This window comes from Halomonas sp. NCCP-2165 (assembly GCF_023708045.1).
GTDB lineage: Bacteria > Pseudomonadota > Gammaproteobacteria > Pseudomonadales > Halomonadaceae > Bisbaumannia > Bisbaumannia pacifica.
Map to the genome: position 1 here is coordinate 51067 of NZ_BRCY01000002.1, position 24756 is coordinate 75822.

A 24756-nucleotide genomic window follows, 5' to 3' on the forward strand; every position below is an offset into this window, starting at 1 on the left:
CCGGCCGGCACAAGCCAAGTCACGCCCTATCGCTTCCCACCAACCGGGTGATCCCCGAGCGAGGCACCCATGGCTGAGCTGGCACCGATCGAGGCGGCACTGGCGGCACTACTGGAGGGCGTCGCGCCCCTGGCAAGCGAGCCGCTCGCGACGACGCAAGCCGCGGGCCGGGTGCTGGCCGAGCCGGTACTGGCTCGCCAGGATGTACCCGGCTTCGATAACAGCGCCATGGATGGCTATGCCCTGCGGAGCACGGATGCCGGCGCCTGTCTGCCGGTGAGCCAGCGCATCGCCGCCGGTCAGCCCGCCGAGCCCCTGGCCCCCGGCAGCTGCGCGCGGATCTTCACCGGCGGCGAACTCCCCGAGGGCGCCGACTGCGTGGTGATGCAGGAGCGGGTCGAGGTCACCGAGGCTGGCATCCGGCTGCCCGCCGAGCTGACGCCGGGGGACAATATTCGCCGCCGCGGCCGCGATGTCGCCGCCGGCAACGAACTGCTCCCCGCCGGGTTACGCCTGGAGGCGGCGGCCCTGGGCCACCTGGCCGGCCAGGGCATTACCGAGGTGCGGGTCCGCCGCCGCCCCCGGGTCGCCCTGATCAATACCGGGGATGAGGTGATCGAACCCGGCACGCCCCTGGCCCCGGGCCAGCTCTACAACTCCAATCGCCCCATGCTGGCGCGCCTGATCGAGGACTTCGGCGGCGAACTGGTGTGCCTGACCAGGGCGCCGGATGACCTCGCGGCCACCCGACGGCTGCTCCAGGAGGCCGCCGAGCAGGCGGACCTGGTGATCACCACCGGTGGCGTCAGCGTCGGCGAGGAGGATCACGTCAAGCCGGCGGTGGAAGCCCTGGGGCGCCTCGATCTATGGCGCCTGGCGCTGCGCCCCGGCAAGCCCCTGGCCCTGGGGCGCCTGCCCCGAGCGGACGGCGGCGAGGTGCGCTTCGTCGGCCTGCCCGGCAACCCGGTCTCCGGCTATGTGGGCGCCTGGCTCTTCCTGCGTCCGCTGCTCGGCGCCCTGCTGGCCTGCCCCGCCCTGGAACGCCTCACCAGCGTCTGGGCCCGGGCCGACTTCGCCACCCGCACCCAGGCCCGCCGTCATTACCTGCGCGTGAAGCTGCGTTTCACCCCCGAGGGGCCGGTGGCCGAGGCCTTCGCCGACCAGAACTCCGGGGTGCTCTCCTCCTGCGTGATGGCCAATGCCCTGGCCGTGGTACCGGCCCATAGCGAGGTCACGCCGGGGGATCGTCTCGAATGCCTGTGGCTGAGTGACTGATCAGGGGCGGCCGAGCTCTCGCTCCAGGCTCGGCCAGAGACGGTAGAAGGTCGCCTCGAGGCGGGGATACTCCGCCTCCAGCCAGGGGGCCAGTTCGGCCAACCGGTTGCCCGCCGGCAGGCGTCGCGCCAGGCCCTCGAGGGCACGCTGGGTAAAGGCAAGATCGGCATAGCCGTTGAGCCAGTCCTGTTCGACCAGCACCGGCATCATGGTCGCCAGTCGGGCCGGCGCCGGACGCGCCTCCAGCAACGCATAGCAGCGTGCCACCAGGGCCCGATGATTGGCCTCGCCCTGACCGTCCCGAGCCAGGAAGTGGTCCCACATCAAGTCGAGGGCGATGCCGCTATAGCGCCGCAGCCCTTCCGGGCTGCGGCGGCGCAGGGCCAGCAGCTCCGGGGCGCCATCGATGCGCGCATCCACCCGGCGGTGGTGGCGGATTCCCGCCGCCACGGCTTCCGGCCAGGCGCCGAGATCCCGCCCCTTTACCCCGTCGGCGATCAGGTTGCCGAAGAGGAAGTCATCGCTACCGCGATAACCGAGCCGGGCATGGCCGAGGAAGTTCATGGTCGCCTAGAGACAGTTGGCGGGCTTGGGCAACCCGGCCAGGCGGGCCGCCACCTTGGGCGGGCTCTCCGGAAAGAGGCGCATCAGGTAGAGGGAGTTGCCCTTGTCGCTGCCCAGGGCCTGGGCCACTGCCTTGACCAGGGGGCGCATGGCCGGCGAGGTCTCGAAGCGCGCGTAGAAGTCACGCAGCACCTCGATCACCTCCCAGTGGGCCGCACTCAGTTCGCGCCCCTCCTCGGCGGCCAGGGCCTCGGCCACCGCCGGCGACCAGGCCGCGAGCTCCACCAGGTAGCCTTCCGGGTCGAGGCCGACTCGCTCGCCGTTCACTTCGAGATAGCGGGTGATTTCCGTCGTTGCCATCAGAACCAGCTCACCGACTTGTCGGCCTCCTCGGTCAGGGTCACGAAACCCTCCACGTCGACCACCAGGACGCCATCGGCACACCGCCCCTCCAGCCCCCGGGCGATGAGATCCTCGCGCAGGGCGAAGAGCCGTCCATCGAGGCCCTCGAAGTGGCGCACCATCTGCGGCAGGGCCCCCTGGACGCCCTCCTCGATCAACAGCAGCCTGTCGTCGGGGCCCATGGCCGTCAATGCCTGGCGGTAGACCCGACTATCCAGGGGCGAGCGGTTGAGTATATGCAGTATCATCGAGGCTCCCTCACCGACTCAAAAATTCAGTACCAGGGGGTGGCGCGCCATCAAGGCCGCCACCGCCGCCGGTTCCACCCGCTCGACCGGCACCGCCAGGTGGTCGGCGTCGAGGCTCAGGGCATCCAGATCGTCCTCCACCGCCAGTAGGTGCTCCGCTTCGTATAGCGGCAGCATCTCCAGCATCGGCAGGGTGCCCTTCTGCTCCAGCGGGCCACGCTGCTGATTGGCCGCCAAGGCCGCCACGCCCGGCCCCATAAACAGCAGCGAGACCCGCTGCCCCAGGGCGGCCGCCACCAGCGCCGCCTCCAGCCCCTCGCGCAGCCACAGGCTGCCGTGGGGGCCATGGCGCAATACCACCAGCAGATCGCCGGAAGGCAGCTCGGATTCGTCGCTCATGGGGCCTCCTCAGGGCGCAAAGGTGATCAGGCGGTCATGACTCAGGCCGGCGTCCACCAACTGGCCGAGGCCGGTCAGCTCGAAGGGCGCCTCGAGGCTGGCCCCCGCCTTGCCGTGACGCGCGGCTTCCCGCTCATCCAGCAGGCCGCGCCGCAGGCCGGCGGCGATGCACACCTGCAGCCGGGTGCCATGCTCGTCGTGGAGGCGACGCCAGGCATCGCCGAGATGCGGTTCGTCCTGGGGCGGCGCCAGCAGGCGGGCCGCATTGTAGACCCCATCATGATAGAAGAAGACGGTTTCCAGGTGATGCCCCCGCCGAATCAACGCTTCGGCGAAGCGCAGGGCGGAGTGGGTGGCCTGGTGGCTATAGGGCCCCCCCTGCACCAGCAAAGCATAACGCATGCCAATACCTCGACTAGAAACGCCTTGGCCCCGCCGATGGCGGGGCCAAGGTCGGGCTCATTCCGCGTTCGATCAGTCGCTGCTCATGATCCCCAGCAGGGAGAGCAGGCTGACGAAGAGGTTGTAGATGGAAACATAGAGGGTGATGGTGGCGAGAATATAGTTGGTCTCGCCGGCGCGATGAACGATCTCGCTGGTCTGATAGAGGATCGCCGCTGAAGCGAAGAGCACGAAGCCGGCGGACACCATCAGCATCAGCGACGGAATCTGGAAGATCAGCCCGGCCACCATGGCCAGGATCAGCACGATGGCCCCCGCCATCAGGAAGTTGCCGAGGAAGCTGAAGTCCTTCTTGGAGACCAGCGCCACGGCGGAGAGCCCGACGAAGGTCAGGCCGGTCATGGCCAGGGCATTCATCACCAGGGCCGCGCCATTGGGCAGGGCCAGGTAAGCGTTGAGAATCGGGCCCAGAGTAAAGCCCATGAAACCGGTGAAGGCGAAGGTGGCCAGCAGCCCCATGGCCGAGTTGGCGGTCTTGTGGACCAGGAACATCAGGCCGTAGGCACCGATAAAGAAGACAAAGATGTTCATCCGCTCGACGCCCATGGCCATGGCGGCCCCGGCGGTCACGGCGGAAAACAGCAGCGTCATGGCCAGCAGGCCATAAGTATTGCGCAATACCTTGTTGGTACTGACGTCGCGAGTCTGCGTGTGGGCGACCCGTGTATCGTGATAGGCCATCGATCATTGCTCCCTAGGTTGTTGATCTTGCCTGTGGCCCAAGGATGCCGCCTCCGCGGGCGAGGCGCAATACCTTAGGCTAAGAGCTTGTTTCAACGACACTCTTGGCGACTGCTCCAGCCCCTTCTTCGACCGCGGCGGCAAGGCGGCGTTCCACCAGCGAGCGTACCGCCGGCACCAGGGCCTCCCCCAGAGCCTCCAGCTCGCCGCGCGCGAACCAGCCCAGGGCACTGGCATCGTCGGCGGCGACGCCTTCCCCACGTCGCCAGCGGCAGGCCTGGGTGATCAACACATAATGATGCGAGGCCCCGCGGACCTCGCTGATATCCACCACGCCCAGGGCATCGGCCTCCACGCCGGTCTCCTCCCGCAACTCGCGGAGCGCCCCCGCTGCCAGGCTTTCTCCATGCCGCAACCTGCCGCCGGGCAGCGCCCAGCGCCCGGCATTGGGCGCCTTGCCTCGACGGACCAGCAGACAACGACCCTCGCGAACCACCAAGGCCGCAACCCCCACCAACACCCCGGACTCGTCCATCCCCGCCTCCTGTATCGTTCCCCGGCAGGGTCATTCGGCCGGCGGGTAACGACTTGATCGCAAAAGCTTCTTGACGTCGGAAAACGTTCTGATAATATACACCGCCGTGAGCCGGAGGGATGGCAGAGCGGTTGAATGCACCGGTCTTGAAAACCGGCGTAGGTGAGAGCCTACCCAGGGTTCGAATCCCTGTCCCTCCGCCACTTTATTCTAGGGAATCAGCTACTTAGCTGGTTCCCTTTTTCGTTTCCGCCTCTCTGAATCTAGCAAAAGTGCAACGGGTGCAACGATGGCCGTTGCACCGCCATGGCCAGACCAGCAAGTAATAGACTAAGGTCTAATCTATTGGGCCCGGCATCGCCTGATGAAGTGCAGGCGTATATCATCAACGCCTCATGGTATGCAGCCTTCAAGGGAGAAGCTTGTGGTTAGGGCTGGAGTTGTTCTTGTTACCGCCCTTCTCGGCGGATGCGCAGGATTTGGTCAGATTGAGCAGGTAGAGGACCTATCCCCTCACCAGCTGCGGAGCTTGAATAGCCTCGAGCTATATGAAAGTGAGAGTGAGCTTCAGGGCTTGAGCTATACCAACATTGGCAGAATCAAGGGGCTTTCATGCAAGGGGTCCGCAGTTAGCGGATCGGCGTCTCGCGAAGGCGCCATGACGCAGCTGCAGATAAAGGCGGTTCTAGAGGAAGCCAATGGCATTCTGTTTCCTACATGCTCTCATGATGCATCCGTAGACTGGGGAAATAACTGCTGGGAGTCTTGGGTTTGTGTAGGAGAAGCTCTCAGAGTAGAGCGATAAGCCAAGCGAGGCTGCCCACCAACTGGCCCGGTGCTACTTTGTTCGCCACTGGGTGACGCCCTGCCCTCCTTGGCGGCGAGTCGCTTCCCGCGGCACGCATGGCGGCGTCACGCTCTCAGCCTAGCCAGGCGTGGTGACGCATGATGAACCGTACCGGGATTTCCGGAGGCTCCAAACCTTGAGAGGATGGAGCCATGAATACTTCCAAACGATATGCCCCTGAGGTCCGTCAGCGGGCCGTCCGCATGGTCTTCGTGAATCGCCCCGGGTTTCGTAGACACCTCCAGGCCTATTGATACAATCGCAGGCCCACCTTGGTGATCTTGTTGCCCGCCATCTCGCTGACCACCCAGTGGATGCCGTGCCAGCCCACGTCGTCGCCCACCACCGGGTGACCGCCCACCCGCAGCGAAACGAACTCGCCCAGGGTCATGCCCTCCTCTCCCGGGCTCAGCGTCAGGCCGTAGGCGGCGGCCACGTCCTGCATCAGGGCATCGCCATCCAGGGTAAAGGTGCCGAAGAAGGCCTGCTGCCGCTTGAGTCGCGCCTCGCCGTTGAAGAGCCGATTCAGCGCCGGCAGGTCCTCGCTGCGACCGATGACGCAGAGCACATCGCCCTGCTTGAGCAGGGTACTGCCCTTGGGATGAAGCATGGCGTGCTGGCGAAAGAGCGCCGAGATCACGGCCCCGGAGGGAAAGCGCAGCAGGCGGATAGGCACCTCGTCCAGGTCCTGATTCTCGACCCGATAGACGAACATCTCGTAGTCATTCTCCGGCAGGATGCCCAGGGGGCCACGGCGGTTCGGGGTCACCCCGAGCGGCACCTCCACCTTCATCCAGCGCGCCATATAGGAGAGGCTGCCGCCCTGAATCACCAACGACATCAGCACCACCGCGAAGGCCACGTTGAAGTAGAGGGAGGCGTTTTCCACCCCGCCGATCACCGGAAAGATCGCCAGCACGATGGGCACGGCGCCACGCAGTCCCACCCAGGAGATAAAGCCCACCTCGCGCCAGCGGAACTTGAAGAAGGGCTTGATGGCCAGCAGCACCGCCAGGGGACGCGCCACGAAGATCAGCGCCAGGGCCACGCCCAGGGCCGGCAGGGCGTAATGGAGCATCTCGCTGGGCGTCACCAGCAGCCCCAGCACCAGGAAGAGGCCGATCTGGCTGAGCCAGGCCAGGCCATCGTGTACCGGCAGGATGAAGTTGAGATGCCGCCCGGGCTGATTGCCGATCATCAGGCCCGCCAGGTAGATCGCCAGGAAGCCGCTACCGCCGAGGAAGGCGGTCAGGCCGAAGACCAGGAAGCCCAGGGCCAGCGCCAGCAGGGAGTAGAGCCCCGGGGCCAGATCGACCCAGCGCAGCAGCCGCGCACTCAACCAGCCGATGCCGATGCCGATCACCAGCCCCAGGCCGAACTGCTTGATCAGGAACAGCAGGGTATCGACGGGACCGCCGATCTCGCCGACCAGGACCTCCACCAGCATCAGGGTCAGGAAGATCGCCATGGGGTCGTTGGTGCCGGACTCGATCTCCAGGGTAGCGCCGACCCGTTCGTTGAGGTTGACGCCGCGCCCGCTGAGCATGGAGAAGACCGCCGCGGCATCGGTGGAGCCGACGATGGCCCCCACCAGCAGCCCCTGCACCAGCGAGAGCCCGAAGACCCACATGGCGATGCCCCCCACCACCAGGCTGGTGATAAAGACCCCCAGGGTGGCCAGGGAGAGGGCCGGCTTGAAGCCGACGCGAAAGGTCTTGAGACGGGTGCGCAGGCCGCCATCGAGCAGGATCATCGCCAGTGCCAGATGACCGATCAGGAAGGCCAGCCCATAGTCGTCGAACTGGATGCCCAGCACGCCCTCCTCCCCGGCCAGCATCCCCAACCCGAGGAAGATCAGCAGCAACGGCAGCCCCACCAGCGAAGAGAGACGACTGGCGAGAATGCTCAGGGCCAAGAGGAGGCCGCTGAGCAGAAAGAGGCTATTGATGCTGTCCATGGCGTTGCTGCACTCGCGTAAATAGGAGAAGTATGCCACACCGCGATGCCGAGCAAAGGCATCGCCCACCCTTCCACCGGCGGGGCCGACGAGGATAGACTCTGGGCTGTCTCGGCCCCGTGGCCACCCGACTGGAGATTCCATGACGCCGACCACCAAGCCGATTCGCCGTGCCCTCGCCCTGGTCGCCGCCCTGTGCCTGGGGTGGAGCGCCCCCGGGCTGGCCGAGCCCGACCCCGCGGCCGATGCCAACCCGGCCAGCGTCGCCGAACCGCGCCTCGAGGAGCGCGCCATCGAGGCGGCGCGCGAGCTGATCGAGGCACCGGCCGAACCGCTCCCCCCGCCGACCCAGACCGACCGCGCCCCGGAGCCCATCGCCCCGCCGCCGCTGCGCGAGCTCAAGGTGATGCTGGAGTGGTACCTGGGACTCCAGCACGCCCCCTGGATCCTGGCCCGGGAACGCGGCCACTTCGACCGTCAGGCGCTGAACGTGGAGCTGATGTCGCCGGCGGATCCCGAGGTGCCGACCAAGCTGTTGTCGGCCCGACGCATCGACCTGGCCCTGGGCCGCCAGCCCCAGTTGCACCTGGAGAGCGCCGCGGGCCAGCCCCTGGTCAGGGTGGCCACCCTGATCGACAGCCCGGCCGGCGGCCTGCTGATGCGCGAGGATATCGATGGCCTCGATGCCCTGACACAGGGTCGGCTCGCCTACGGGGTGGCGGATAGCCCGCTGATCGCGCGCACCATGCTGGCGCAGCAGGGCATCGCCCTGGAGGCCTCGCGACTGGTGGATCGCCACTTCGCCCTGGGCCAGGCCCTGCTCGGCGAGGAGGTGGTGGCGGTGGTGGCGCCGCTCTCGATCACCCTGAGCGCGCAGTTGGCCGAGGAAGGGCTCGCCACCCACCACTTCCCCGCCGAGGAGCACGGCCTGCCCGCCTATGACGGCCTGATCCTGATGGCCCATCAGGAGCGCCTGGCCGGCCTGCGGGAGGATATCCAGCGCCTGGTCACGGCCCTGGAGCGTGCCACCCTCTGGGCCCTGAATCACCCCGAAGCGGCCTGGTCGCTGCTGGTGGCCAGCGAACCGAGCCTGGACAGCGCCGCCAATCGGCGCGCCTGGCCCGGGCTGCTGGCGCGCCTGGCCAGCCGCCCTGCGGCTCTCGACCCGGGGCGTTACGAGCGCTTCGAGCGCTTCCTGGTGGAAGAAGGCCAGTTGGAGGCGGCTCGCCCGGTCGCCCAGTTGGCCGTGGATCCCAACGACTAGTGGCGGGATGCCCCCTCGACGCCGGCGATAAAGTCGTTGACCGCCGCCTGGAAGGCCTCCGGCTGCTCGGCATGCAGCCAATGCCCCGCCTCGAGCGTCACCAGCGCCGCCTCGGGCAGCACCTCACGCAGCGCCGGCAGCATGGCGTCGGTCACGTAGTGGGAGCGGCTGCCGCGGATCACCAGGCTGGGGCCGGCATAGGGGGCCTCCCCCTGGGGCTCGCCGCGAATCGCCTCGTAATCGGCCTCGATTTCGTCGAGGCCGACCCGCCAGCGCATGGCGCCCTCGCCACGCACCAGGTTGGTGGCCAAAAAGAGGCGCACCGCCCGCTCCGGCACATGCTCGGCCATGATCCCATCCACCTCGCGACGATGCTCCGGCGCCGCGGCCTCCACCGCCCGTAGCGCGGCGAAGATGGCGTCATGGCCGTGGCCATAGGCGACGGGGGCGATATCCGCCACCACCAGCGAAGCGACTCGCTCGGGATTCTCCCGCGCCAGGGTCATGGCCACCTTGCCGCCCATGGAGTGTCCCAGCAGGTGGCAGCGCTCGATCCCCAGGCGATCCAGGGTGACCAGGACATCGTCGGCCATGGCGTCATAGCCCATCCCCTCGGCATGGGGGGAGCGGCCATGGTTGCGCAGATCCACCGCCAGGGTGCGGCGTAGCGGCTGCCAGGCGCGCAGGTGCGAGCGCCAGTTATCGGCGCTGCCCAGCAGGCCGTGGATCACCACCAGGGGCAGGCCGTCGCCGGCGCCGCCGTCCAGGGTATGCAGCTCGATCGCCATCCTTATCTCCTTGTCGTCGTTACGATGCCCCGGCGTCGCCGGAGCTTATCCATGGCTGCCGCCGAACGCCGCCACCTGGCCCTCGCGGCGCCCGGTCCAGGCCACCAGGCGGCGACTCAGCCAGGCCAGCAGCACGCCGTATAGCGGCAGGAAGAACAACAGGCTGATGCCCAGCTTGATCACGTAATCCACCAGGGCGATCTCCGGCCAGTGCGCCGACATAAAGGGATCGGGACTGCCCTGAAAGGCGCTGGCGAAGAACACCAGGGTATCGGCCAGGTTGCCGAATACCGTGGAGACCGCCGGCGCCAGCCACCAGGCACGGAAACGGCGCAGCCGATCGAAGACCTGGATATCCAGCCACTGCCCCAGCACATAGGCCAGGAAACTGGCCAGGGCGATGCGCGCCACGAAGGTGTTCCACTCGCCCAGGGCCTCGAGGCCGACGTAACTGCCCCGGGGGAAGATCACCGAGATCGCATAGGAAATCACCAGAGCCGGCAGCATGACCCGCAGGATGATGGCGCGGGCCTGGCGCTTGCCGAACAGCCGCACGGTGAGATCGGTGGCCAGGAAGATAAAGGGAAAGCTGAAGGCGCCCCAGGTGGTATGCCAGCCGAACAGGGTGAAGGGCAGCTGCACCAGGTAATTGCTGGCGGCGATCACGCCGATATGAAAGGCGACGAGGAGAACCAGGCAGCGTCGCGCCTGATGGGGAGTCAGATCGAACATGGGGACCTTTTTGGCATGGCGGAGGGGTGAGGGAACCCTCGGTGGTTCAACGGCGACCGCCCGGGCAGAGGCCCGGGCGGTCGTGCGAGGCGCCTAGTATACGCGGTGCGACCCGCGACGTCAGCGCCCCCGGGAAGCCGTCGAGCCCATGGACAGATCGGCAGGAGAGCAGCTTTACCCGGGTAAAATCGCAGCGATGCCCCGCTCGGCAGGAAAAACATCCGCAACTTTTTCCATAAATGGGACATCCCGCAGAACTTTTCACCATTCTAAGCGGCCGTCGTCTTTAGCGTGCTACCCCCTTGGGGCATAATGCGCCGCCAAATCCACCCTCAGCCGAGATCGCCATGACCGTCACCGACTCTGCCCTGTCACTCCTGCCGCCTCTGGTGGCCATCGGCCTTGCCGTCCTGACCCGGCGGGTGCTGCTCTCCCTGGGTCTGGGGATCCTGGTGGGCGCCCTGCTGCACAATGGCGGTCATCCCCTGACCGCCCTGGGCGACCTGGCGAGCCGCCTGCTGGCCCTGTTCTGGACCCTGCCGGCGGTGGACGAGCCCGGGCTCGGGGCCCCGGAGGCCTGGAACCTCTCGATCCTCGGCTTCCTGCTGCTGCTGGGCGCCATGGTCGCCCTGGTCACCCTGAGCGGTGGCACCCGGGCCTTCGGCGAGTGGGCGCGGCGACGCATCCGCACGCGCCGCGACGCCCAGCTGATGACCGTGGTTCTGGGCGCGGTGATCTTTATCGACGACTACTTCAATAGCCTGGCGGTGGGCAATGTCAGCCGCCCGGTAACCGATCGTCAGGGCGTTTCCCGGGCCAAGCTGGCCTACCTGATCGACTCCACGGCGGCCCCGGTCTGCGTACTGATGCCGCTCTCCAGCTGGGGCGCCTACCTGATCAGCCTGATCGGCGGCATCCTCGCCGCCCACGCTATCACCGGCAGCAGCGCCCTGGGCGCCTTCGTGCAGGTCTCGATGCTCAACTTCTATGCCATCAGCGCCCTGCTGCTGGTCATCGCCACCGCCGCCCTCGACCTCAACCTGGGCGCCATGAGCCGCCACGAGGCCGCCGCCCGCCAGGGGCGGGTCTATGACAGCCGCCGCGGCCAGCCGCCGGGCAATCCGCCGGTCACCGAACACGAGGGCGGACGCCCCCGTGACCTGCTGGTGCCCATCGCCGTGCTGGTGGCGGGCACCCTGTTCGCCCTGCTGGTGACCGGCGCCCGGGGCCTGGCCGCCGCGGGGCTGCCCTTCTCGCTGCTCGGCGCCTTCGAGCAGACCGACGTGGCCCTGTCACTGCTGGTCGGTGGCCTGCTCGGCCTGGGCACCACCCTGGCCCTGCTGTGGTCGCGGCCGGCGGTACGCACCAACCTGCCGCGCACCCTGTGGCTCGGCCTGGGCACCATGTGGCCGGCCATCCAGATCCTGATCCTCGCCTGGCTGCTCACCGGCCTGATCGGCGAGCTGGGCACCGGGGCCTACCTGGCCGGCCTGGTGGAAGGGGTCCTGGCGCCCCACTGGCTGCCCATCCTGCTGTTCCTGCTGGGCGGCCTGATGGCCTTCGCCACCGGCACCAGCTGGGGCACCTTCGGCATCCTGCTGCCGATCGCCGGGGACCTGGCGGCGGCCACCGACCTGGCCATGCTGCTGCCGATGCTGGGCGCGGTGCTGGCCGGCGCGGTCTTCGGCGATCACTGCTCGCCGATCTCCGACACCACCATCCTCTCCTCCACCGGAGCCGCCTGCCACCATATCGATCATGTGATCACTCAGCTGCCCTATGCGGGCCTGGGGGCCCTGGTCAGCCTGACGGGCTATCTGGTGGTCGGGCTGAGTGGCAGCCCCCTCTGGGGCCTGCTGAGCTGCCTGGCGCTGCTGGCCCTGAGCATCGCCCTGCTGGTGCGGCGCCAGGCTCGCCTGGCGACTCGGGCCTAACCCTCCCCCCTCACTAAGCCCCAACCGACACGACGGGCTCCGGCGGTATCACGCCGGGGCCCGTCGATGCTGCGTCGGCTGACCGGGGTCAGTCGGCGGGTCGCGCCTGGCTCGATTGCCCCAGGTCCCGGGCCCGCATCTGCTCATGCACTTCCTGCAGGCTGGCCGGATCATCGATGGTCGAGGGAATGCCATAGGCCTCGCCATCGGCGGTCCGGTGTTAGCCGAGCAATTAGCGCTACTGCGCCGGTCGCGCCTGGCTCGATTGCCCCAGGTCCCGGGCCCGCATCTGCTCATGCACTTCCTGCAGGCTGGCCGGATCATCGATGGTCGAGGGAATGCCGTAGGCCTCGCCATCGGCGGTCCGGTGTTAGCCGAGCAATTAGCGCTACTGCGCCGGTCGCGCCTGGCTCGATTGCCCCAGGTCCCGGGTCCGCATCTGCTCATGCACCTCCTGCAGGCTGGCCGGATCATCGATGGTCGAGGGAATGCCGTAGGCCTCGCCATCGGCGATGGTCCTTAGCAATTTACGCAGGATCTTCCCGGAGCGGGTCTTGGGCAGCCGCGGCACCACCAGCACCTCCTTGAGGCAGGCGATGGCGCCGATGGTCTGGCGTACCCGGGCCACCAGCTCGGCCTCCAGCGCCGCCTCGTCGCCGTCGAACCCATCCTTGGTGATCACCAGCCCCACCGGCAGCTGCCCCTTGAGGGCGTCCTGGATACCGATCACCGCACACTCGGCCACCGCCGGATGACTGCCCAGCACCTCCTCCATTTCGCCGGTGGAGAGACGGTGCCCGGCCACGTTGATGACATCATCGGTGCGCCCCATGATGAACAGGTAGCCGTCGTCATCGAAGTAGCCGCCATCGCCGGTGAGGTAGCAGTTGGGATAGGCCGCCATATAGGCCGCGTGAAAGCGCTGCGGGTCGCGCCAGATACCGGTGAGGCACCCCGGCGGCAGGGGCTGGCGGATCACCACGCTGCCCTGGGTACTGGTCGGCGCCACCTCGCCGTCGCGGTCGAGCACCTGGACATTGAAGCCCGGCACCGGGTAGGTGGCGGATCCGGCCTTGGTGGGCACCGCCTCCAGCCCCAGGGGATTGGCGGCGATCGGCCAGCCGGTCTCGGTCTGCCACCAGTGATCGATCACCGGCACCGGCACCAGGTCGTCGAGCCAGTGGAAGGTGGGCGGGTCGAGGCGCTCCCCGGCCAGGAAGAGGGCACGCAGCCCCGAGATATCGTGATCCGCCAGCCGCCGCCCCTCCGGGTCCTCCTTCTTGATGGCGCGAAAGGCGGTGGGCGCGGTAAAGAAGACCCTGACGTCGTACTCCTCGATCAGCCGCCAGAAGGCCCCCGCATCCGGCGTGCGCACCGGCTTGCCCTCGTAGACCAGGGTGGTGCAGCCGCGCAGCAGCGGGCCATAGACGATATAGGAGTGGCCGACGACCCAGCCCACGTCGGAGGCGGAAAAGAACACCTCGCCGGGCTGCATGCCATAGATCGCCTCCATGGAGTAGTGCAGCGCCACCGCATGGCCGCCGTGGTCGCGCACCACCCCCTTGGGCTTGCCGGTGGTCCCGGAGGTATACAGGATATACAGTGGATCGGTGGCCTTGACCGGCACGCATTCCGCCGGCGCCGCCTCGGCCACCAGCGCCTGCCAGTCATGATCCCGCGGCGTCAGCTCGGTCCGGCCCTGCTCGCGTTGCAGCACCACGCAGGCGTCAGGCCGATGCCGACTCTGGCTCAGGGCCTCGTCGAGAATCGGCTTGTAGGCGATGACGCGATCCACCTCGATCCCGCAGGACGCCGCCACCACCACCTTGGGCTGGGCGTCGTCGATGCGCACCGCCAGCTCATGGGGCGCGAAGCCGCCGAATACCACCGAGTGCACTGCCCCCAGGCGCGCGCAGGCATACATGGCCACCAGCGCCTCCGGCACCATGGGCATATAGATCACCACCCGGTCGCCCTTGGTGACGCCGAGGCCGGCCAGGGCCCCGGCGAAGCGCGCCACCTGGTCGCGCAGCTCGCGATAGCTCAGGCGCCGCTTCTCGCCGGTGACCGGGGAGTCCCACAGCAGGGCCGCCTGCTCGCCACGCCCCTCGGCCACCTGATGATCGAGGGCCGCGAAACAGGTGTTCATCTCGCCATCCACGAACCAGCGGGCATGCCCCTGATCGTCATACTCGAGAATCGTCGATGGCGGCGTGAACCAGGGAAGGCGCTTGGCCTGCTCGGCCCAGAAGGCCTCGGGCTGCTCGATGGCATGACGATAGCTGGTCTGGTAATGGCTCATGGCGGATCTCATGACTCACTGAGTGAAAGGGGCGAAGGCGTCGCCGCCCATTGTTGACACTCTAGCGAATTCACGGCGTTTTTCCCTGAGACCATCGGCTAATTCTCCGTCCCCACTCGACTAATTGTCTACAACCAGCCGAATGACTCCCATCCAGGACACACACATTGACTCAGCGTTAACTTATTGGTGACAAAGAAGTGGCATCCCGCTGGCTGATCCACTAAATCAGTATTGAGGGATAACTAAATGAGAAACTGACAAGACACGCAGGGAGACGCTACGCCCCACGACTCGACACGCCCGAGTGCGCAGGGTGAACCGCCAGTACGGCTCGAAACCGCGGGGATGCCCTGGCGTCCTCGCCTCACCCGGAGACCGCCATGAGCACATCCCAACCCGCCGCCCGCCTGCTGGCCGCCGGCGCCCCCACCCTGGAGAGCGCCACGGCGTTGCTCAAGGCCATGGCCAATGAAAACCGTCTGCGTATCCTCTGCCTGCTGGACGGCGTCGAGCTGTCGGTATCGGAGCTCAATGCCAAGCTGAGCCTCAGTCAGTCGGCGCTCTCCCAGCACCTGGCGATCCTGCGTCGGGAAGGCATGGTCAGTACCCGCCGCGCCTCCCAGACCATCTATTACTCCCTGCAGGGGGATCAGGCAAAACGTATCGTCGCGACCCTCGCCGAGCTTTACCTGGAGTGATGAGGCCGCTGGTCGTGGGGCCCTGTCCGCTGCCCAGCGGCGGTTAATTCCCTTTCAGCGCTTGAGCCAGCGGCTGGCATCCAGCGCCTCCAGGGTCCGTTCGATGCCGCGTTCCACGCCTCGGGAGACCGCCATTCCCAGGCGCTCGCCCAGGCGTTTCTGGCTCTCCAGGCGTACCAGGTAGACCCGTGCCGTCTCCTGACGACGCTGCAGGTAGGCCTCGCTGGTCCCCAGCTCATCGATCAGCCCCCGCCCCAGGGCATCCCGGCCATACCAGATCTCGCCGGTGGCCACCGCCTCGATATCCAGGGCCGGACGGCGTTCGGCGACGAAGGCCTTGAACAGCTCATGGGTATGCTCCAGGTCCTCGACGAACTTCTCGCGCCCCTCCTCGCTGTTCTCGCCGAGCACGGTCAGGGTGCGCTTGTAACGCCCCGCGGTCAGTACCTCAACGTCCACGTCATGACGCTTCAGCAGGCGATGCACATTGGGCACCTGCGCCACCACGCCGATGGAGCCCAGCACCGCGAAGGGCGCGGCCTGGATATGCTGGGCGCAGCAGGCCATCAGGTAACCGCCGCTGGCCGCCACCTTGTCGACGCAGACCCGGGTGGCGAGTCCCGCCTCGCGTAGTCGGTCGAGCTGAGCCGCCGCCAGGCCATAGGCATGGACCAGGCCGCCGGCGGACTCCAGGCGAATCACCACCTCATCGTCGGGCTCGGCCACCTCCAGCAGCGCCGAGATCTCCTCGCCGAAGCGGGCCGTCCGCGAGGCCTTGAGGTCGCCATGAAAATCCAGCACCCAGCAGCGCTGGCCGCTCTCCTCGCCCTGGCGGCGCTGCCGCTTGTCATCACGGCGAAACCGCTTGAGCAGCCCCTTACGCTCGCCGGGGGCACTGGCCGCCAGTTGCAATAGCCGCCGCCGCCGCCGGCTGCGCCCATTGAGCTCCTCGATACGCAGCCGGGTACGCTCCGCGCCGTTCTCCCGCAGTCTCGCCACCAGCGTCAGGGTCACCACCACCACCAGGGCCAGCAGGGCCATCTGGACCGCGAAGGCCCCCAGATCACTCAACCACTCGCTCACACGCACCTCCTTCCCTGAGCGTCCCGCCCGGACGCCGCGGCGGGCGGCATCCGCCTCCGTCCGGCGATCGCTCCGAGACCGCTTGCTTCAAACGATTGTTTTAAATATGCTCGAGTTCCCTTGACTCCCCGACACGGACAGGATCCCCGATGAGCAACCCGATCTTCGACAAGCTTCACTCCCGCTTCGATGCCGCTGCCGCCCAGGGCATGGACGACGTCTTCCAGTTCAACTTTACCGATACCGACAACCACTACCTGGCGGTCAAGGACGGCGAGCTCGATATCCAGCAGGGCGATCACGACGACCCCTCGGTTACCCTGAGCCTCTCCACCGATACCCTCAAGGGCGTGATGAGCGGCGAGATCAACGGCATGAGCGCCTTTATGACCGGCAAGCTCAAGGCCACCGGCAATGTGATGCTGGCCACCCGCCTGACCAGCCTCTTTCCCAGGGGCTAAGCCCTAGGCCATCCCGGCTAGAGTGGCCAAGGGGCGTTCACCGTTTACCGCCCTCCCACCGCCTTGAGATGCGTCTCGATCAAGGCGCGGGAAATCGAGTAGAGCGGCGGCAGCTGAGGCAGCCGCCGCGGCGTGAACCAGGCCGCATCGACGATCTCCTCGCCGTCGATACGAATCCGCCGGCTGGCCGCCTCGGCGAAGAAGCCCAGCATCAGCGCATGGGGAAAGGGCCAGGCCTGGCTCTTGAAGTAGCCGACCCGTCCCACCGTCAGGCCCACCTCCTCGAAGATCTCACGACGCACCGCCTCCTCCGCCGCCTCTCCCGGTTCGATAAACCCCGCCAGGGTCGAGTAGCGTCCCGGCGGAAACCGCGGGCTACGCGCCAGCAGCAGTTCTTCGCCATGGGTCACCAGGGTGATGATACAGGGCGAGATGCGCGGGTAGTTGCGGTGCCCGCAGCTCGGACAGGCCATGGCAAACTCGTGCTCCAGGGCACTGGCCCGGCTGCCGCAGCGCCCGCAGAAGCGGTGGTTGCGGTACCAATGGCCGACCTGCAGGGCCGTGGAGAGCAGGCCGAAGTGCGACTCGGGGAGCCGCCCCAACCAGCCGCGCCCGTCGAGCCAGGCCTCCCCCGGCTCGTCCTCCAGGGACAGGGCCACCGGGATATCCTCCCAGTGGCCGAGCGCCATGGCGCCCTCGGGCCAGGGCGCCGGCGGCTGCAGGATCCCCGCCTCGGCCCCCGGGGCGATGCGCCCCTGGGCCAGGCGGATCAGGTAGCCTTCCGTGGCCCCCTGCGGGCGATCACGACGAAACATCGCCGCCCTCCAGCCGATCCCAGACACACTCGCCGGCGGCCTGGCGGATCGCCTCCAGCTTGCTGCGATGCGCGGCGAGTTCCGCCTCGCTGGGCGCCACCACCGCCAGCCGCGGACGCGCCGACGAGAGCCGACGAATGCCGCCGGTGGTGCCCCCCTGGGCGTCGCCGCCCTCCTCCTCGCCGCTGGCGTCCAGCGTCAGGGCGGTCTGACCACCGGTCATCGCCAGATAGACCTCGGCGAGGATCTCCGCATCCAGCAGGGCGCCGTGGAGCACCCGGCGACCATTGTCGATGTCGTAGCGCTTGCACAGGGCATCCAGGTTGTTGCGCTGCCCCGGGTGCTTGTCCCTGGCCATCTTCAGGGTATCGAGGATGCCGCAGTGCTCGGCCACCGGGCCGAGCCGCGGTTCCCCCCGCCGGGCATTGAGCAGGCCGAATTCGTGGTCGATAAAGCCCACGTCGAAGGCGGCGTTATGGATCACCAGCTCGGCGCCGCGGATAAACTCCCAGAACTCGTCGGCGACGTCGGCGAAACGCGGCTCGTCGGCGACCCGTTCGTTGGTGATGCCGTGGACCTCGATGGCCTCGGCCTCGATCTCCCGCTCGGGGTTGATGAACTGGTGGTAGGTGCGGCCGGTGAAGCGGCGGTTGACCATCTCCACGCAGCCGATCTCGATCAGCCGATGCCCCTCTTTGGGGTCGATGCCGGTGGTCTCGGTATCCAGCACGATCTGACGCATGCTTAGTCTCCCTGATGGGCGGCCTGGGCCGCGTCGATGGCTTCGTTGGCCAGGCTGTCGGCCCGTTCGTTGCCGGGGTGGCCGCTATGCCCCTTGACCCAGTGCCACGCCACCTGGTGGCGTTCGCTCTCGGCCAGCAGCGCCCGCCATAGCTCGGCGTTCTTGACCGGCTGCTTGGCGGCGGTCTTCCAGCCCCGCTTCTGCCAGCCGTGGATCCACTCGGTGATCCCCTTGCGCAGGTACTGGGAGTCGGTCCACAGCTCGACGCGACAGGGGCGCTTGAGCTCGCGCAGGGCCATGATGGCGGCCATCAGCTCCATGCGATTATTGGTGGTTTCGGCCTCGAAGCCCTTGAGGGTCTTCTCGTGGGGGCCGCTCTCGAGCACGGCGCCCCAGCCGCCAGGGCCCGGGTTGCCGCGGCAGGCGCCGTCGGTATAGATGGTCACGGCGGGGCTCGCCTGGGGGGAATCAGTCAACCTCGATCTTCCTGTCGCTGCGGGATTGGCGGGTCAGCCGGGTGGCCGAACCCAGGGAGTGGCCGCCGAGGGCGGCATCCAGGCTGAAGCGCGGGCGCTGCACCTGGGCCGGCATGGCACGCCGCCGGGCGCGAATCATGAAGCTGTCGCCCAGGGGCAGGTTATGGCGCCGCCCCAGGGCCTCCAGGCTCGCATTGCGCGGCGCCGTCCCCGGCAGATGAAAGCCGCAATAGTCTATCCGCTCGGTCTCGAAGTCGACAAATGTCAGCCAGTCCTTGAGCCGTCCCGGCCCCCGCCAGGACCCGCGCCAGGGCGGCTGGCGCCGGCGTCGCGTCCACAGCCGCGAGAGTCCCGCCGGCCCCAGGGGCAACCAGCCGATCAACACCAGGCGACCGCCATCGGCGGTGACCCGGGCGGCCTCCTGCAACAGATGATGAGGGTCCGCCACCACCTCCAGAAGATGATGGATCACCACCAGTTGCAGGCAGCCATCGGGCAGCGGCAGGTGGTCCGGCTGGCACACCAGGGTCGAGGGCCCCTCGGCGAGCTCCCGGGTCGGCGACCAGCGCAGGGTATGGCGCACCGGACACATATCGGTCAGCGAGGGCGCCATGCTCAGTTCCAGGCTATGGGCCCCATGCAGCGCCTCACAGGCGGGCCCCAGGCAGGCTCGCTCGGCGCGCCACAGGGCACTACCCGCCTTCGAGGCCCAGAAGCGACGCCCCTCGCGCACCCGTTCCGGCAGTGAGATCGTCCTTTGCGAATTTGACACGGCGCGGCGAAGCCTCCAAAGTGTGCGATTTTGTGGGCCAGATCCCTGACGTTAAGCGCCTGACATCGAGCGGCATGGGCATCGAGCACCGTGGGCCATCGACAGGTGGGCGGACTGGCCTCTCGAGATTCGAGTCGAGACAGACCGTGATCCCCGACCGGCGCGACCAGGACGAGCCTGCGTGCCCCTAGCCTCTGTGAGGAAGGCGATGCCATGTTGAGCGTGACACCGATTCCTGCCTTCAATGACAACTATATCTGGCTTTTGCGGGAAGATTCGACCTCCCGCGCCGCCGTGGTCGATCCCGGCGATGCTACCCCGGTCATCGAGGCCCTGGAGCGCGACGGCCTGAGCCTCGATGCCATCCTGATCACCCACCACCACGCCGATCATACCGGCGGCCTGGCGGAGCTGATCGCGCGCTACTCGCCGCGGGTCTATGGCCCGGACAACCCGCGCATCCCCGGCATCGACGAGCGCCTCGGCGACGGCGACGAATGCCGGGTGCTGGGGCGTCGCTTCGAGGTCATGGCGGTGCCGGGGCACACCCTGGATCATATCGCCTTCTTCGCCCCGGGGGTGCCCCCCCTGCTGTTCTGCGGCGACACCCTCTTTTCGGCGGGCTGCGGCCGGCTCTTCGAGGGCCGTCCCGAGCAGATGTTCGACTCCCTGACGCGGCTGGCGGCCCTGCCGGGAGAGACCCTGGTGTTCGCCGCCCACGAATACACCCTGGCCAACCTGCGCTTCGCCCTGGCCGCCGACCCGGACAACGCCGACCTGCAGGCCTACCAGGCGCAGTGCGAGCAGGCCCGGGCCCTGGATCGCCCCACCCTGCCCAGCACCCTGGAGCAGGAGCGGCGCATCAACCCCTTTCTGCGCGGTGCCGACCCGGCTGTGCAGCGCCAAGCTGCGGCCCAAGGCGAAGCGAGCGATCCACTGACGACCTTTACCACCCTGCGATCCTGGAAGGATCGCTTCTGACGATGCCCATGGACGCCCTCTGCCATCGCGCCCACGAGGACACGCCTAGATGACCTACCGTACCCACCGCCGCCTGGTCCTTGGCCTGGCGGTGACCCTGCTCGGCCTGTCGCTGGCCGCCGCCGGCGCCCAGAGCGGTAACCCGCGCCTGTCGGCGACGCCGCACGACGCTACCCCGCTGGACGGCGGCCACTTCTGGGACGCCCTGGCCCTGGAACCCCAGCCCAGCGACGTCTGGTCGCGTCTGCGTGGCCAACTGGCCTGGCAGGAGAAGATCGACCACCCCCGGGTGCAGGAGTGGATCGACCACTACAGCGCCAGCCCCCACAATATCGAGGAGATCACCGAGCGAGCCCGCCCCTGGATGAGCTGGATCCTCGATCGGCTGCAGGATCGTGACCTGCCCGCCGAGATCGCCCTGCTGCCCTTCGTGGAGAGCTCCTTCGATCCCACCGCCGGCAGCCACCGCGGTGCCCGGGGGCTCTGGCAGTTCATGCCGCGCACCGGGGACTCCCTGGGACTGCGCCGTAACCGTCACTACGATGGTCGCCTCGATGTGGTGGCCTCGACCCGCGCGGCCCTGGACTATATCGAGCAGCAGGCCGAACGCTGGTACGAGGGCGATCTGCTGCTCTCGCTGGCCGCCTACAATGCCGGCGCCGGCACCGTCAATCGGGCCCGCCGCGCCGCCGGGGCGGACAGCGACTACTGGGCGCTGAATCTGCCCCGCGAGACCATGAACTATGTGCCCAAGCTGCTGGCCATCGCCGCCATCATCAACGAGCCGGAACGTTACGGCGTGGCCCTGCCGGAGATCGAGGACGCCCCCGCCTTCGCCAGGGTGACGGTGGACCGCCCCTTGGCACTCAACGAGGCCGCTCGCCTGGCCGGGGTCAGCCACGAGACCCTGGCGGCCCTCAACCCCGGGGTCCTCGATGGCAGCCACAATCCCGCCAACACCCCGGTACTGCTGGTGCCCAGCGACAACGCCGAGCGCCTGGTGGCACGCCTGACCCGTTCGACACCGAGCGCCCCGAGCCTGGCCACTGCCGGTGGCTGGCAGCAGTACGTGGTGCGCCGCGGCGACAACCTCTCCGCCATCGCCAGCCGCTTCGCCACCTCGGTCAGTCAACTGCGTCGGCGCAATGGCCTGGACGACGACACCCTGCAGATCGGCCAGACCCTGCGCGTGCCGACCCAGCAGCTCGCCGCCAACCGCAGCTAATCGCGGTCCAGCGCCTGCACCGGGGCGCGACGCCGATACCATACGAGCCCCGTCGATTTCGCCGGGGCTCTTTTGGGTTCTGCGCAACGCGGCGTGGAGGCCCGATTGGCCTGCCCCCCTGACCCCGGGCCGCGGTTCCGGGTAGACTAGCCCCGGTCGTTTATCCGGGAGTGATCATGTTAGGGATACCCATGCCGCGTGCCGGGCTGCTCGCCCTGTTGTGCCTGACGTTGTCTTTGCCCCTGGCGGCCCAGGCGCCGACGCCCGCCCCGGTGCATGGCCTGGCCCTCTACGGGGCGCCGGCCCTGCCGGCGGACTTCACCCATTTCCCCTATGTGAATCCCGACGCGCCCCGGGGCGGCAGCCTGACCCGCGCCGCGGTGGGCGACAGCTTCGACTCCACCAACCCCTTTATCCTCCGCGGCACCCCGGCGGCGGGCCTCTCCCAGACCTATGACAGCCTGACCACCGCCAACCCCGACGAGCCCTTCAGCGTCTATGGCCTGATCGCCGAACGCCTGGTCCTCGACCCCGAGCGGCGCTGGATCGAGTACCGGCTGCGCCCCGAGGCACGCTTCCACGACGGCGAACCGATCACCGCCGAGGACGTGGCCTTCAGCTTCGAGCTGCTGATGGAGGAAGGCATTCCCAGCTACCGCAGCTACTACGCCGAGGTGACCGGCGTCGAGGTGCTGGGCCCCCGTCGGGTGCGCTTCACCTTCGTCGACAACGCCTCCCGGGAGCTGCCGCTGATCCTCGGCGACCTGCCGATCCTGCCCAGGCACTACTGGGCAAGCCGCGACTTCGCCTCGCCGAGCCTCGAGGCCCACCCCGGCTCCGGTCCCTATCGCATCGCCCGGGTCGAGCCGGGCCGGCGCATCGTCTACGAACGGGTGGCGGACTACTGGGGCGAGGCGCTGCCGGTCAACCGCGGGCGCCACAACATCGAGCGCCTGGTCTACGACTACTTCCGCGACCGGGACATCGCCATGGAGGCCTTCAAGGCGGGACTGCTGGACCTGCGCATCGACGCCCGCGCCGCCACCTGGGCCACCGGCTACGACTTTCCCGCCTACCAGGATGGCTCGGTGCGGCGCCTGACCATCCCCGACGGCACCCCCGCCACCCTCCAGGGCTATGTCTTCAACCTGCGCCAGGCACGCTTCCAGGACCCGCGGGTCCGCGAGGCGCTGTCGCTGACCTTCGATTTCCCCTGGCTCAACGCCAACCTCTTCTACGACAGCTATGCGCGCACCCAGAGCGCCTTCCAGAACTCCGAGCTGGCCGCCCGCGGCCTGCCCTCCGAGGCCGAGCTGGCCCTGCTCGAGCCCTGGCGCGAACACCTCGACCCGCGGGTCTTCGACGAGCCCATGCCGCTGGCCGAGCCCGAGGACCTGCGCGAGCGGCTGCGCCGGGCCCATGACCTGCTGCTGGAGGCGGGCTATGTCTACCGGGACCGGCGCCTGGTCCATGGCGAGAGCGGCGAGCCGCTGCGCCTGGAGATGCTGCTCTTCGATACCGGCATGGAGCGGGTCGCCCAGCCGATGCTGCGCAACATGGCGCGCCTGGGGGTGGAGACCCGCATCCGCATCGTCGACGTCAACCAGTACCTCAATCGGCTGCGTGGCTTCGACTTCGACATGGTCACCAGCCAGTTCCCCCAGTCCAACAACCCGGGCAACGAGCAACGCAGCTACTGGACCAGCGAGGCCGCCGAGACGCCCCTGGCGCGCAACCTGATGGGGCTCGCCGACCCGGCGGTGGATGCCCTGGTGGAGGGGCTGATCCGCGCCGACAGCCGCGAGGCGCTGATCGCCCATACCCGGGCCCTGGACCGGGTGCTGCGCCTGAGCTTCGCGATCATTCCCCACTACCACTCCGGCGAGACGCGCCTGGCGCTGTGGGACAAGTTCGGCCATCCCCAGCCCTTCCCCCGCTACGGCAACGACTTCGCCGCCTGGTGGGTCGACCCCGAGCGAGCCGCCGAGATCACCCGCCGCCAGCGCGGCCGCTAGCCCGAGGAGACACGTCCATGGCCAGCTATACCCTGCGCCGCCTGCTGCTGATGATCCCCACCCTGCTGGGCATCCTGCTGCTCAATTTCGTGATCGTCCAGGCCGCCCCGGGCGGCCCCATCGACCAGCTGCTGGCGCGCTTCGAGGGCCTGGATGCCGGGGCCAGCACCCGCCTCGACATGGGCGGCGGCGAGGTGGTGGTCGAGAACGAGTCGCGGGGCGCTCGGGGCATCGATCCCCAGTTCATCGAGCAGCTGGAGGCCCAGTTCGGCTTCGATCGCCCCGCCCATGAGCGCTTTTTGGGGATGCTCGCCGACTATGCGCGCCTCGACTTCGGCGAGAGCTTCTTTCGCGATCGCCCGGTGGTCGAGCTGATCGTCGAGCGCCTGCCGGTATCGATCTCCCTCGGCCTCTGGTCGACCCTGCTGGTCTACCTGATCTCGATTCCCCTGGGCATCCGCAAGGCGCTGCGCCACGGCTCGCGCTTCGATATCTGGAGCTCGTCGCTGGTGATCGTCGGCTACGCCATCCCCGGCTTTTTGTTCGCGATACTCCTGATCGTGCTGTTCGCCGGCGGCAGCTACTGGGACCTCTTCCCGCTGCGCGGCCTGACCTCCCCGGACTTCGAGGCGCTCTCCGCCTGGGGCAAGGTCAAGGACTACTTCTGGCACCTGGCGCTGCCGGTCACCGCCCTGACCATCGGCAGCTTCGCCACCCTGACCATGCTCACCAAGAACAGCTTCCTCGACGAGATCCACAAGCAGTACGTGTTGACCGCCCGGGCCAAGGGCGCCAGCGACCGGCGAGTGCTCTACGGCCATGTGTTCCGCAACGCCATGCTGATCATCATCGCCGGGCTGCCGGCGGCCCTGGTGGGCATCTTCTTCACCGGGTCGCTGCTGATCGAGGTGATCTTCTCCCTGGAGGGGCTCGGCCTGCTCGGCTTCGAGGCGGTGATGCAGCGCGACTACCCGGTGATCTTCGGCACCCTCTTCCTCTACACCCTGATCGGCCTGATCCTCAAGCTGATCTCCGACCTCACCTATGTGTGGGTAGACCCGCGCATCGACTTCGAGACAAGGGAGTCCTGAGCCG

Annotated in this window: 26 protein-coding genes and 1 tRNA gene; 11 read left to right on the top strand and 16 right to left on the bottom strand. The window is 68.0% G+C overall.

All coding sequences use genetic code 11. The features are described from left to right. Positions 1–69 precede the first annotated feature (69 nt). Positions 70–1275 (top strand): molybdopterin molybdotransferase MoeA, encoded by a 1206-nt coding sequence (locus tag NFU04_RS01260; RefSeq protein WP_251307727.1) that lies wholly within the window; start codon positions 70–72, stop codon positions 1273–1275. Here NFU04_RS01260 and NFU04_RS01265 read toward each other — a convergent pair whose 3' ends face one another. From NFU04_RS01265 to NFU04_RS01295, 7 genes are all read right to left on the bottom strand, one after another. Continuing rightward, positions 1276–1839 (bottom strand): acyl carrier protein phosphodiesterase, encoded by a 564-nt coding sequence (locus NFU04_RS01265; protein WP_251307728.1) that lies wholly within the window; start codon positions 1837–1839, stop codon positions 1276–1278. It lies immediately after the preceding gene. Positions 1840–1845: 6 nt separating this feature from the next. After that, positions 1846–2199 carry a TusE/DsrC/DsvC family sulfur relay protein gene (locus NFU04_RS01270; RefSeq protein ID WP_251307729.1) on the bottom strand — a complete coding sequence of 118 codons (354 nt, stop codon included), beginning with the start codon at positions 2197–2199 and terminating at the stop codon, positions 1846–1848. Next, complete coding sequence (gene tusB, locus NFU04_RS01275) at positions 2199–2489, bottom strand: sulfurtransferase complex subunit TusB (protein WP_251307730.1); 291 nt, start codon at positions 2487–2489, stop codon at positions 2199–2201. The genes NFU04_RS01270 and tusB overlap by 1 nt, the downstream gene beginning before the upstream one ends. A gap of 18 nt (positions 2490–2507) precedes the next feature. Continuing rightward, entirely contained in the window at positions 2508–2888 is a 381-nt protein-coding gene (locus NFU04_RS01280; protein ID WP_251307731.1) for a DsrE family protein, read from the bottom strand. Positions 2889–2897: 9 nt separating this feature from the next. After that, the gene (gene tusD, locus NFU04_RS01285) at positions 2898–3290 is read right to left on the bottom strand and encodes a sulfurtransferase complex subunit TusD (protein ID WP_251307732.1); all 393 of its coding nucleotides are present in this window, start codon (positions 3288–3290) and stop codon (positions 2898–2900) included. Between the two features lie 72 nt (positions 3291–3362). After that, on the bottom strand, positions 3363–4031 hold the full coding sequence (locus NFU04_RS01290; protein ID WP_251307733.1) for a Bax inhibitor-1/YccA family protein: 669 nt from the start codon (positions 4029–4031) through the stop codon (positions 3363–3365). Between the two features lie 79 nt (positions 4032–4110). Then, positions 4111–4566 carry an NUDIX hydrolase gene (locus tag NFU04_RS01295; protein WP_251307734.1) on the bottom strand — a complete coding sequence of 152 codons (456 nt, stop codon included), beginning with the start codon at positions 4564–4566 and terminating at the stop codon, positions 4111–4113. Positions 4567–4679: 113 nt separating this feature from the next. Between NFU04_RS01295 and NFU04_RS01300 the strand changes: the two genes are divergently transcribed. Both NFU04_RS01300 and rcsF read left to right on the top strand, forming a co-directional pair. Next, positions 4680–4769: transfer RNA gene (locus NFU04_RS01300), tRNA-Ser, on the top strand. 197 nt (positions 4770–4966) lie between these two features. Further along, positions 4967–5371, top strand: a complete 405-nt coding sequence (rcsF, locus tag NFU04_RS16465; RefSeq protein ID WP_459382059.1) for an Rcs stress response system protein RcsF — start codon at positions 4967–4969, stop codon at positions 5369–5371. Positions 5372–5660: 289 nt separating this feature from the next. On the opposite strand, the gene NFU04_RS01305 is transcribed toward rcsF, so the two are convergent. Continuing rightward, positions 5661–7370, bottom strand: a complete 1710-nt coding sequence (locus tag NFU04_RS01305; protein ID WP_251307735.1) for a potassium/proton antiporter — start codon at positions 7368–7370, stop codon at positions 5661–5663. A 142-nt stretch (positions 7371–7512) separates the two neighbouring features. On the opposite strand from NFU04_RS01305, the gene NFU04_RS01310 reads away from it, so the two are divergent. Next, the gene (locus NFU04_RS01310) at positions 7513–8634 is read left to right on the top strand and encodes an ABC transporter substrate-binding protein (protein WP_251307736.1); all 1122 of its coding nucleotides are present in this window, start codon (positions 7513–7515) and stop codon (positions 8632–8634) included. On the opposite strand, the gene NFU04_RS01315 is transcribed toward NFU04_RS01310, so the two are convergent. Then, positions 8631–9422, bottom strand: a complete 792-nt coding sequence (locus tag NFU04_RS01315; RefSeq protein WP_251307737.1) for an alpha/beta fold hydrolase — start codon at positions 9420–9422, stop codon at positions 8631–8633. The genes NFU04_RS01310 and NFU04_RS01315 overlap by 4 nt on opposite strands. A 45-nt stretch (positions 9423–9467) precedes the next feature. Beyond that, positions 9468–10154: a 7-cyano-7-deazaguanine/7-aminomethyl-7-deazaguanine transporter gene (locus NFU04_RS01320; RefSeq protein ID WP_251307738.1), complete on the bottom strand. Its 687-nt coding sequence runs from the start codon at positions 10152–10154 to the stop codon at positions 9468–9470. Between the two features lie 347 nt (positions 10155–10501). On the opposite strand from NFU04_RS01320, the gene NFU04_RS01325 reads away from it, so the two are divergent. Further along, a complete protein-coding gene (locus NFU04_RS01325) occupies positions 10502–12088 on the top strand; it encodes a Na+/H+ antiporter NhaC family protein (RefSeq protein ID WP_285835103.1) in 1587 nt (528 codons plus the stop codon). Between the two features lie 388 nt (positions 12089–12476). On the opposite strand, the gene NFU04_RS01330 is transcribed toward NFU04_RS01325, so the two are convergent. Further along, positions 12477–14390, bottom strand: coding sequence for an acetate--CoA ligase (locus tag NFU04_RS01330; RefSeq protein ID WP_251307739.1), 1914 nt, complete (start codon positions 14388–14390; stop codon positions 12477–12479). A gap of 383 nt (positions 14391–14773) precedes the next feature. Between NFU04_RS01330 and NFU04_RS01335 the strand changes: the two genes are divergently transcribed. Further along, positions 14774–15091, top strand: a complete 318-nt coding sequence (locus tag NFU04_RS01335) for an ArsR/SmtB family transcription factor (protein WP_146801210.1) — start codon at positions 14774–14776, stop codon at positions 15089–15091. A 54-nt stretch (positions 15092–15145) separates the two neighbouring features. Here NFU04_RS01335 and sohB read toward each other — a convergent pair whose 3' ends face one another. Then, positions 15146–16174: a protease SohB gene (gene sohB, locus NFU04_RS01340; protein WP_251307740.1), complete on the bottom strand. Its 1029-nt coding sequence runs from the start codon at positions 16172–16174 to the stop codon at positions 15146–15148. 149 nt (positions 16175–16323) lie between these two features. Here sohB and NFU04_RS01345 point away from each other — a divergent pair, with 149 nt between their 5' ends. Next, a complete protein-coding gene (locus NFU04_RS01345; protein WP_251307741.1) occupies positions 16324–16635 on the top strand; it encodes an SCP2 sterol-binding domain-containing protein in 312 nt (103 codons plus the stop codon). Positions 16636–16679: 44 nt separating this feature from the next. On the opposite strand, the gene nudC is transcribed toward NFU04_RS01345, so the two are convergent. From nudC to NFU04_RS01365, 4 genes are read right to left on the bottom strand one after another with little or no spacing between them, the layout of a single operon-like run. Further along, on the bottom strand, positions 16680–17450 hold the full coding sequence (gene nudC, locus NFU04_RS01350; RefSeq protein WP_251307742.1) for an NAD(+) diphosphatase: 771 nt from the start codon (positions 17448–17450) through the stop codon (positions 16680–16682). Beyond that, positions 17437–18192 carry a DNA polymerase III subunit epsilon gene (dnaQ, locus tag NFU04_RS01355; RefSeq protein ID WP_251307743.1) on the bottom strand — a complete coding sequence of 252 codons (756 nt, stop codon included), beginning with the start codon at positions 18190–18192 and terminating at the stop codon, positions 17437–17439. The genes nudC and dnaQ overlap by 14 nt, the downstream gene beginning before the upstream one ends. 2 nt (positions 18193–18194) lie before the next feature. Next, a complete protein-coding gene (rnhA, locus tag NFU04_RS01360; protein ID WP_251307744.1) occupies positions 18195–18668 on the bottom strand; it encodes a ribonuclease HI in 474 nt (157 codons plus the stop codon). Continuing rightward, positions 18661–19440, bottom strand: coding sequence for a class I SAM-dependent methyltransferase (locus NFU04_RS01365; RefSeq protein ID WP_251307745.1), 780 nt, complete (start codon positions 19438–19440; stop codon positions 18661–18663). Before NFU04_RS01365 ends, rnhA begins: the two co-directional genes overlap by 8 nt. 213 nt (positions 19441–19653) lie before the next feature. On the opposite strand from NFU04_RS01365, the gene gloB reads away from it, so the two are divergent. The 4 genes from gloB to NFU04_RS01385 all read left to right on the top strand — a co-directional run bounded on the left by gloB (position 19654) and on the right by NFU04_RS01385 (position 24752). Next, on the top strand, positions 19654–20421 hold the full coding sequence (gene gloB / locus NFU04_RS01370; protein ID WP_251307746.1) for a hydroxyacylglutathione hydrolase: 768 nt from the start codon (positions 19654–19656) through the stop codon (positions 20419–20421). A 49-nt stretch (positions 20422–20470) separates the two neighbouring features. Further along, positions 20471–21646, top strand: a complete 1176-nt coding sequence (locus tag NFU04_RS01375; protein WP_251307747.1) for a transglycosylase SLT domain-containing protein — start codon at positions 20471–20473, stop codon at positions 21644–21646. Between the two features lie 176 nt (positions 21647–21822). Beyond that, the gene (locus tag NFU04_RS01380; protein WP_251307748.1) at positions 21823–23661 is read left to right on the top strand and encodes an extracellular solute-binding protein; all 1839 of its coding nucleotides are present in this window, start codon (positions 21823–21825) and stop codon (positions 23659–23661) included. 17 nt (positions 23662–23678) lie between these two features. Next, positions 23679–24752 carry a microcin C ABC transporter permease YejB gene (locus NFU04_RS01385; RefSeq protein ID WP_251307749.1) on the top strand — a complete coding sequence of 358 codons (1074 nt, stop codon included), beginning with the start codon at positions 23679–23681 and terminating at the stop codon, positions 24750–24752. The last annotated feature ends 4 nt before the right edge of the window (positions 24753–24756 follow it).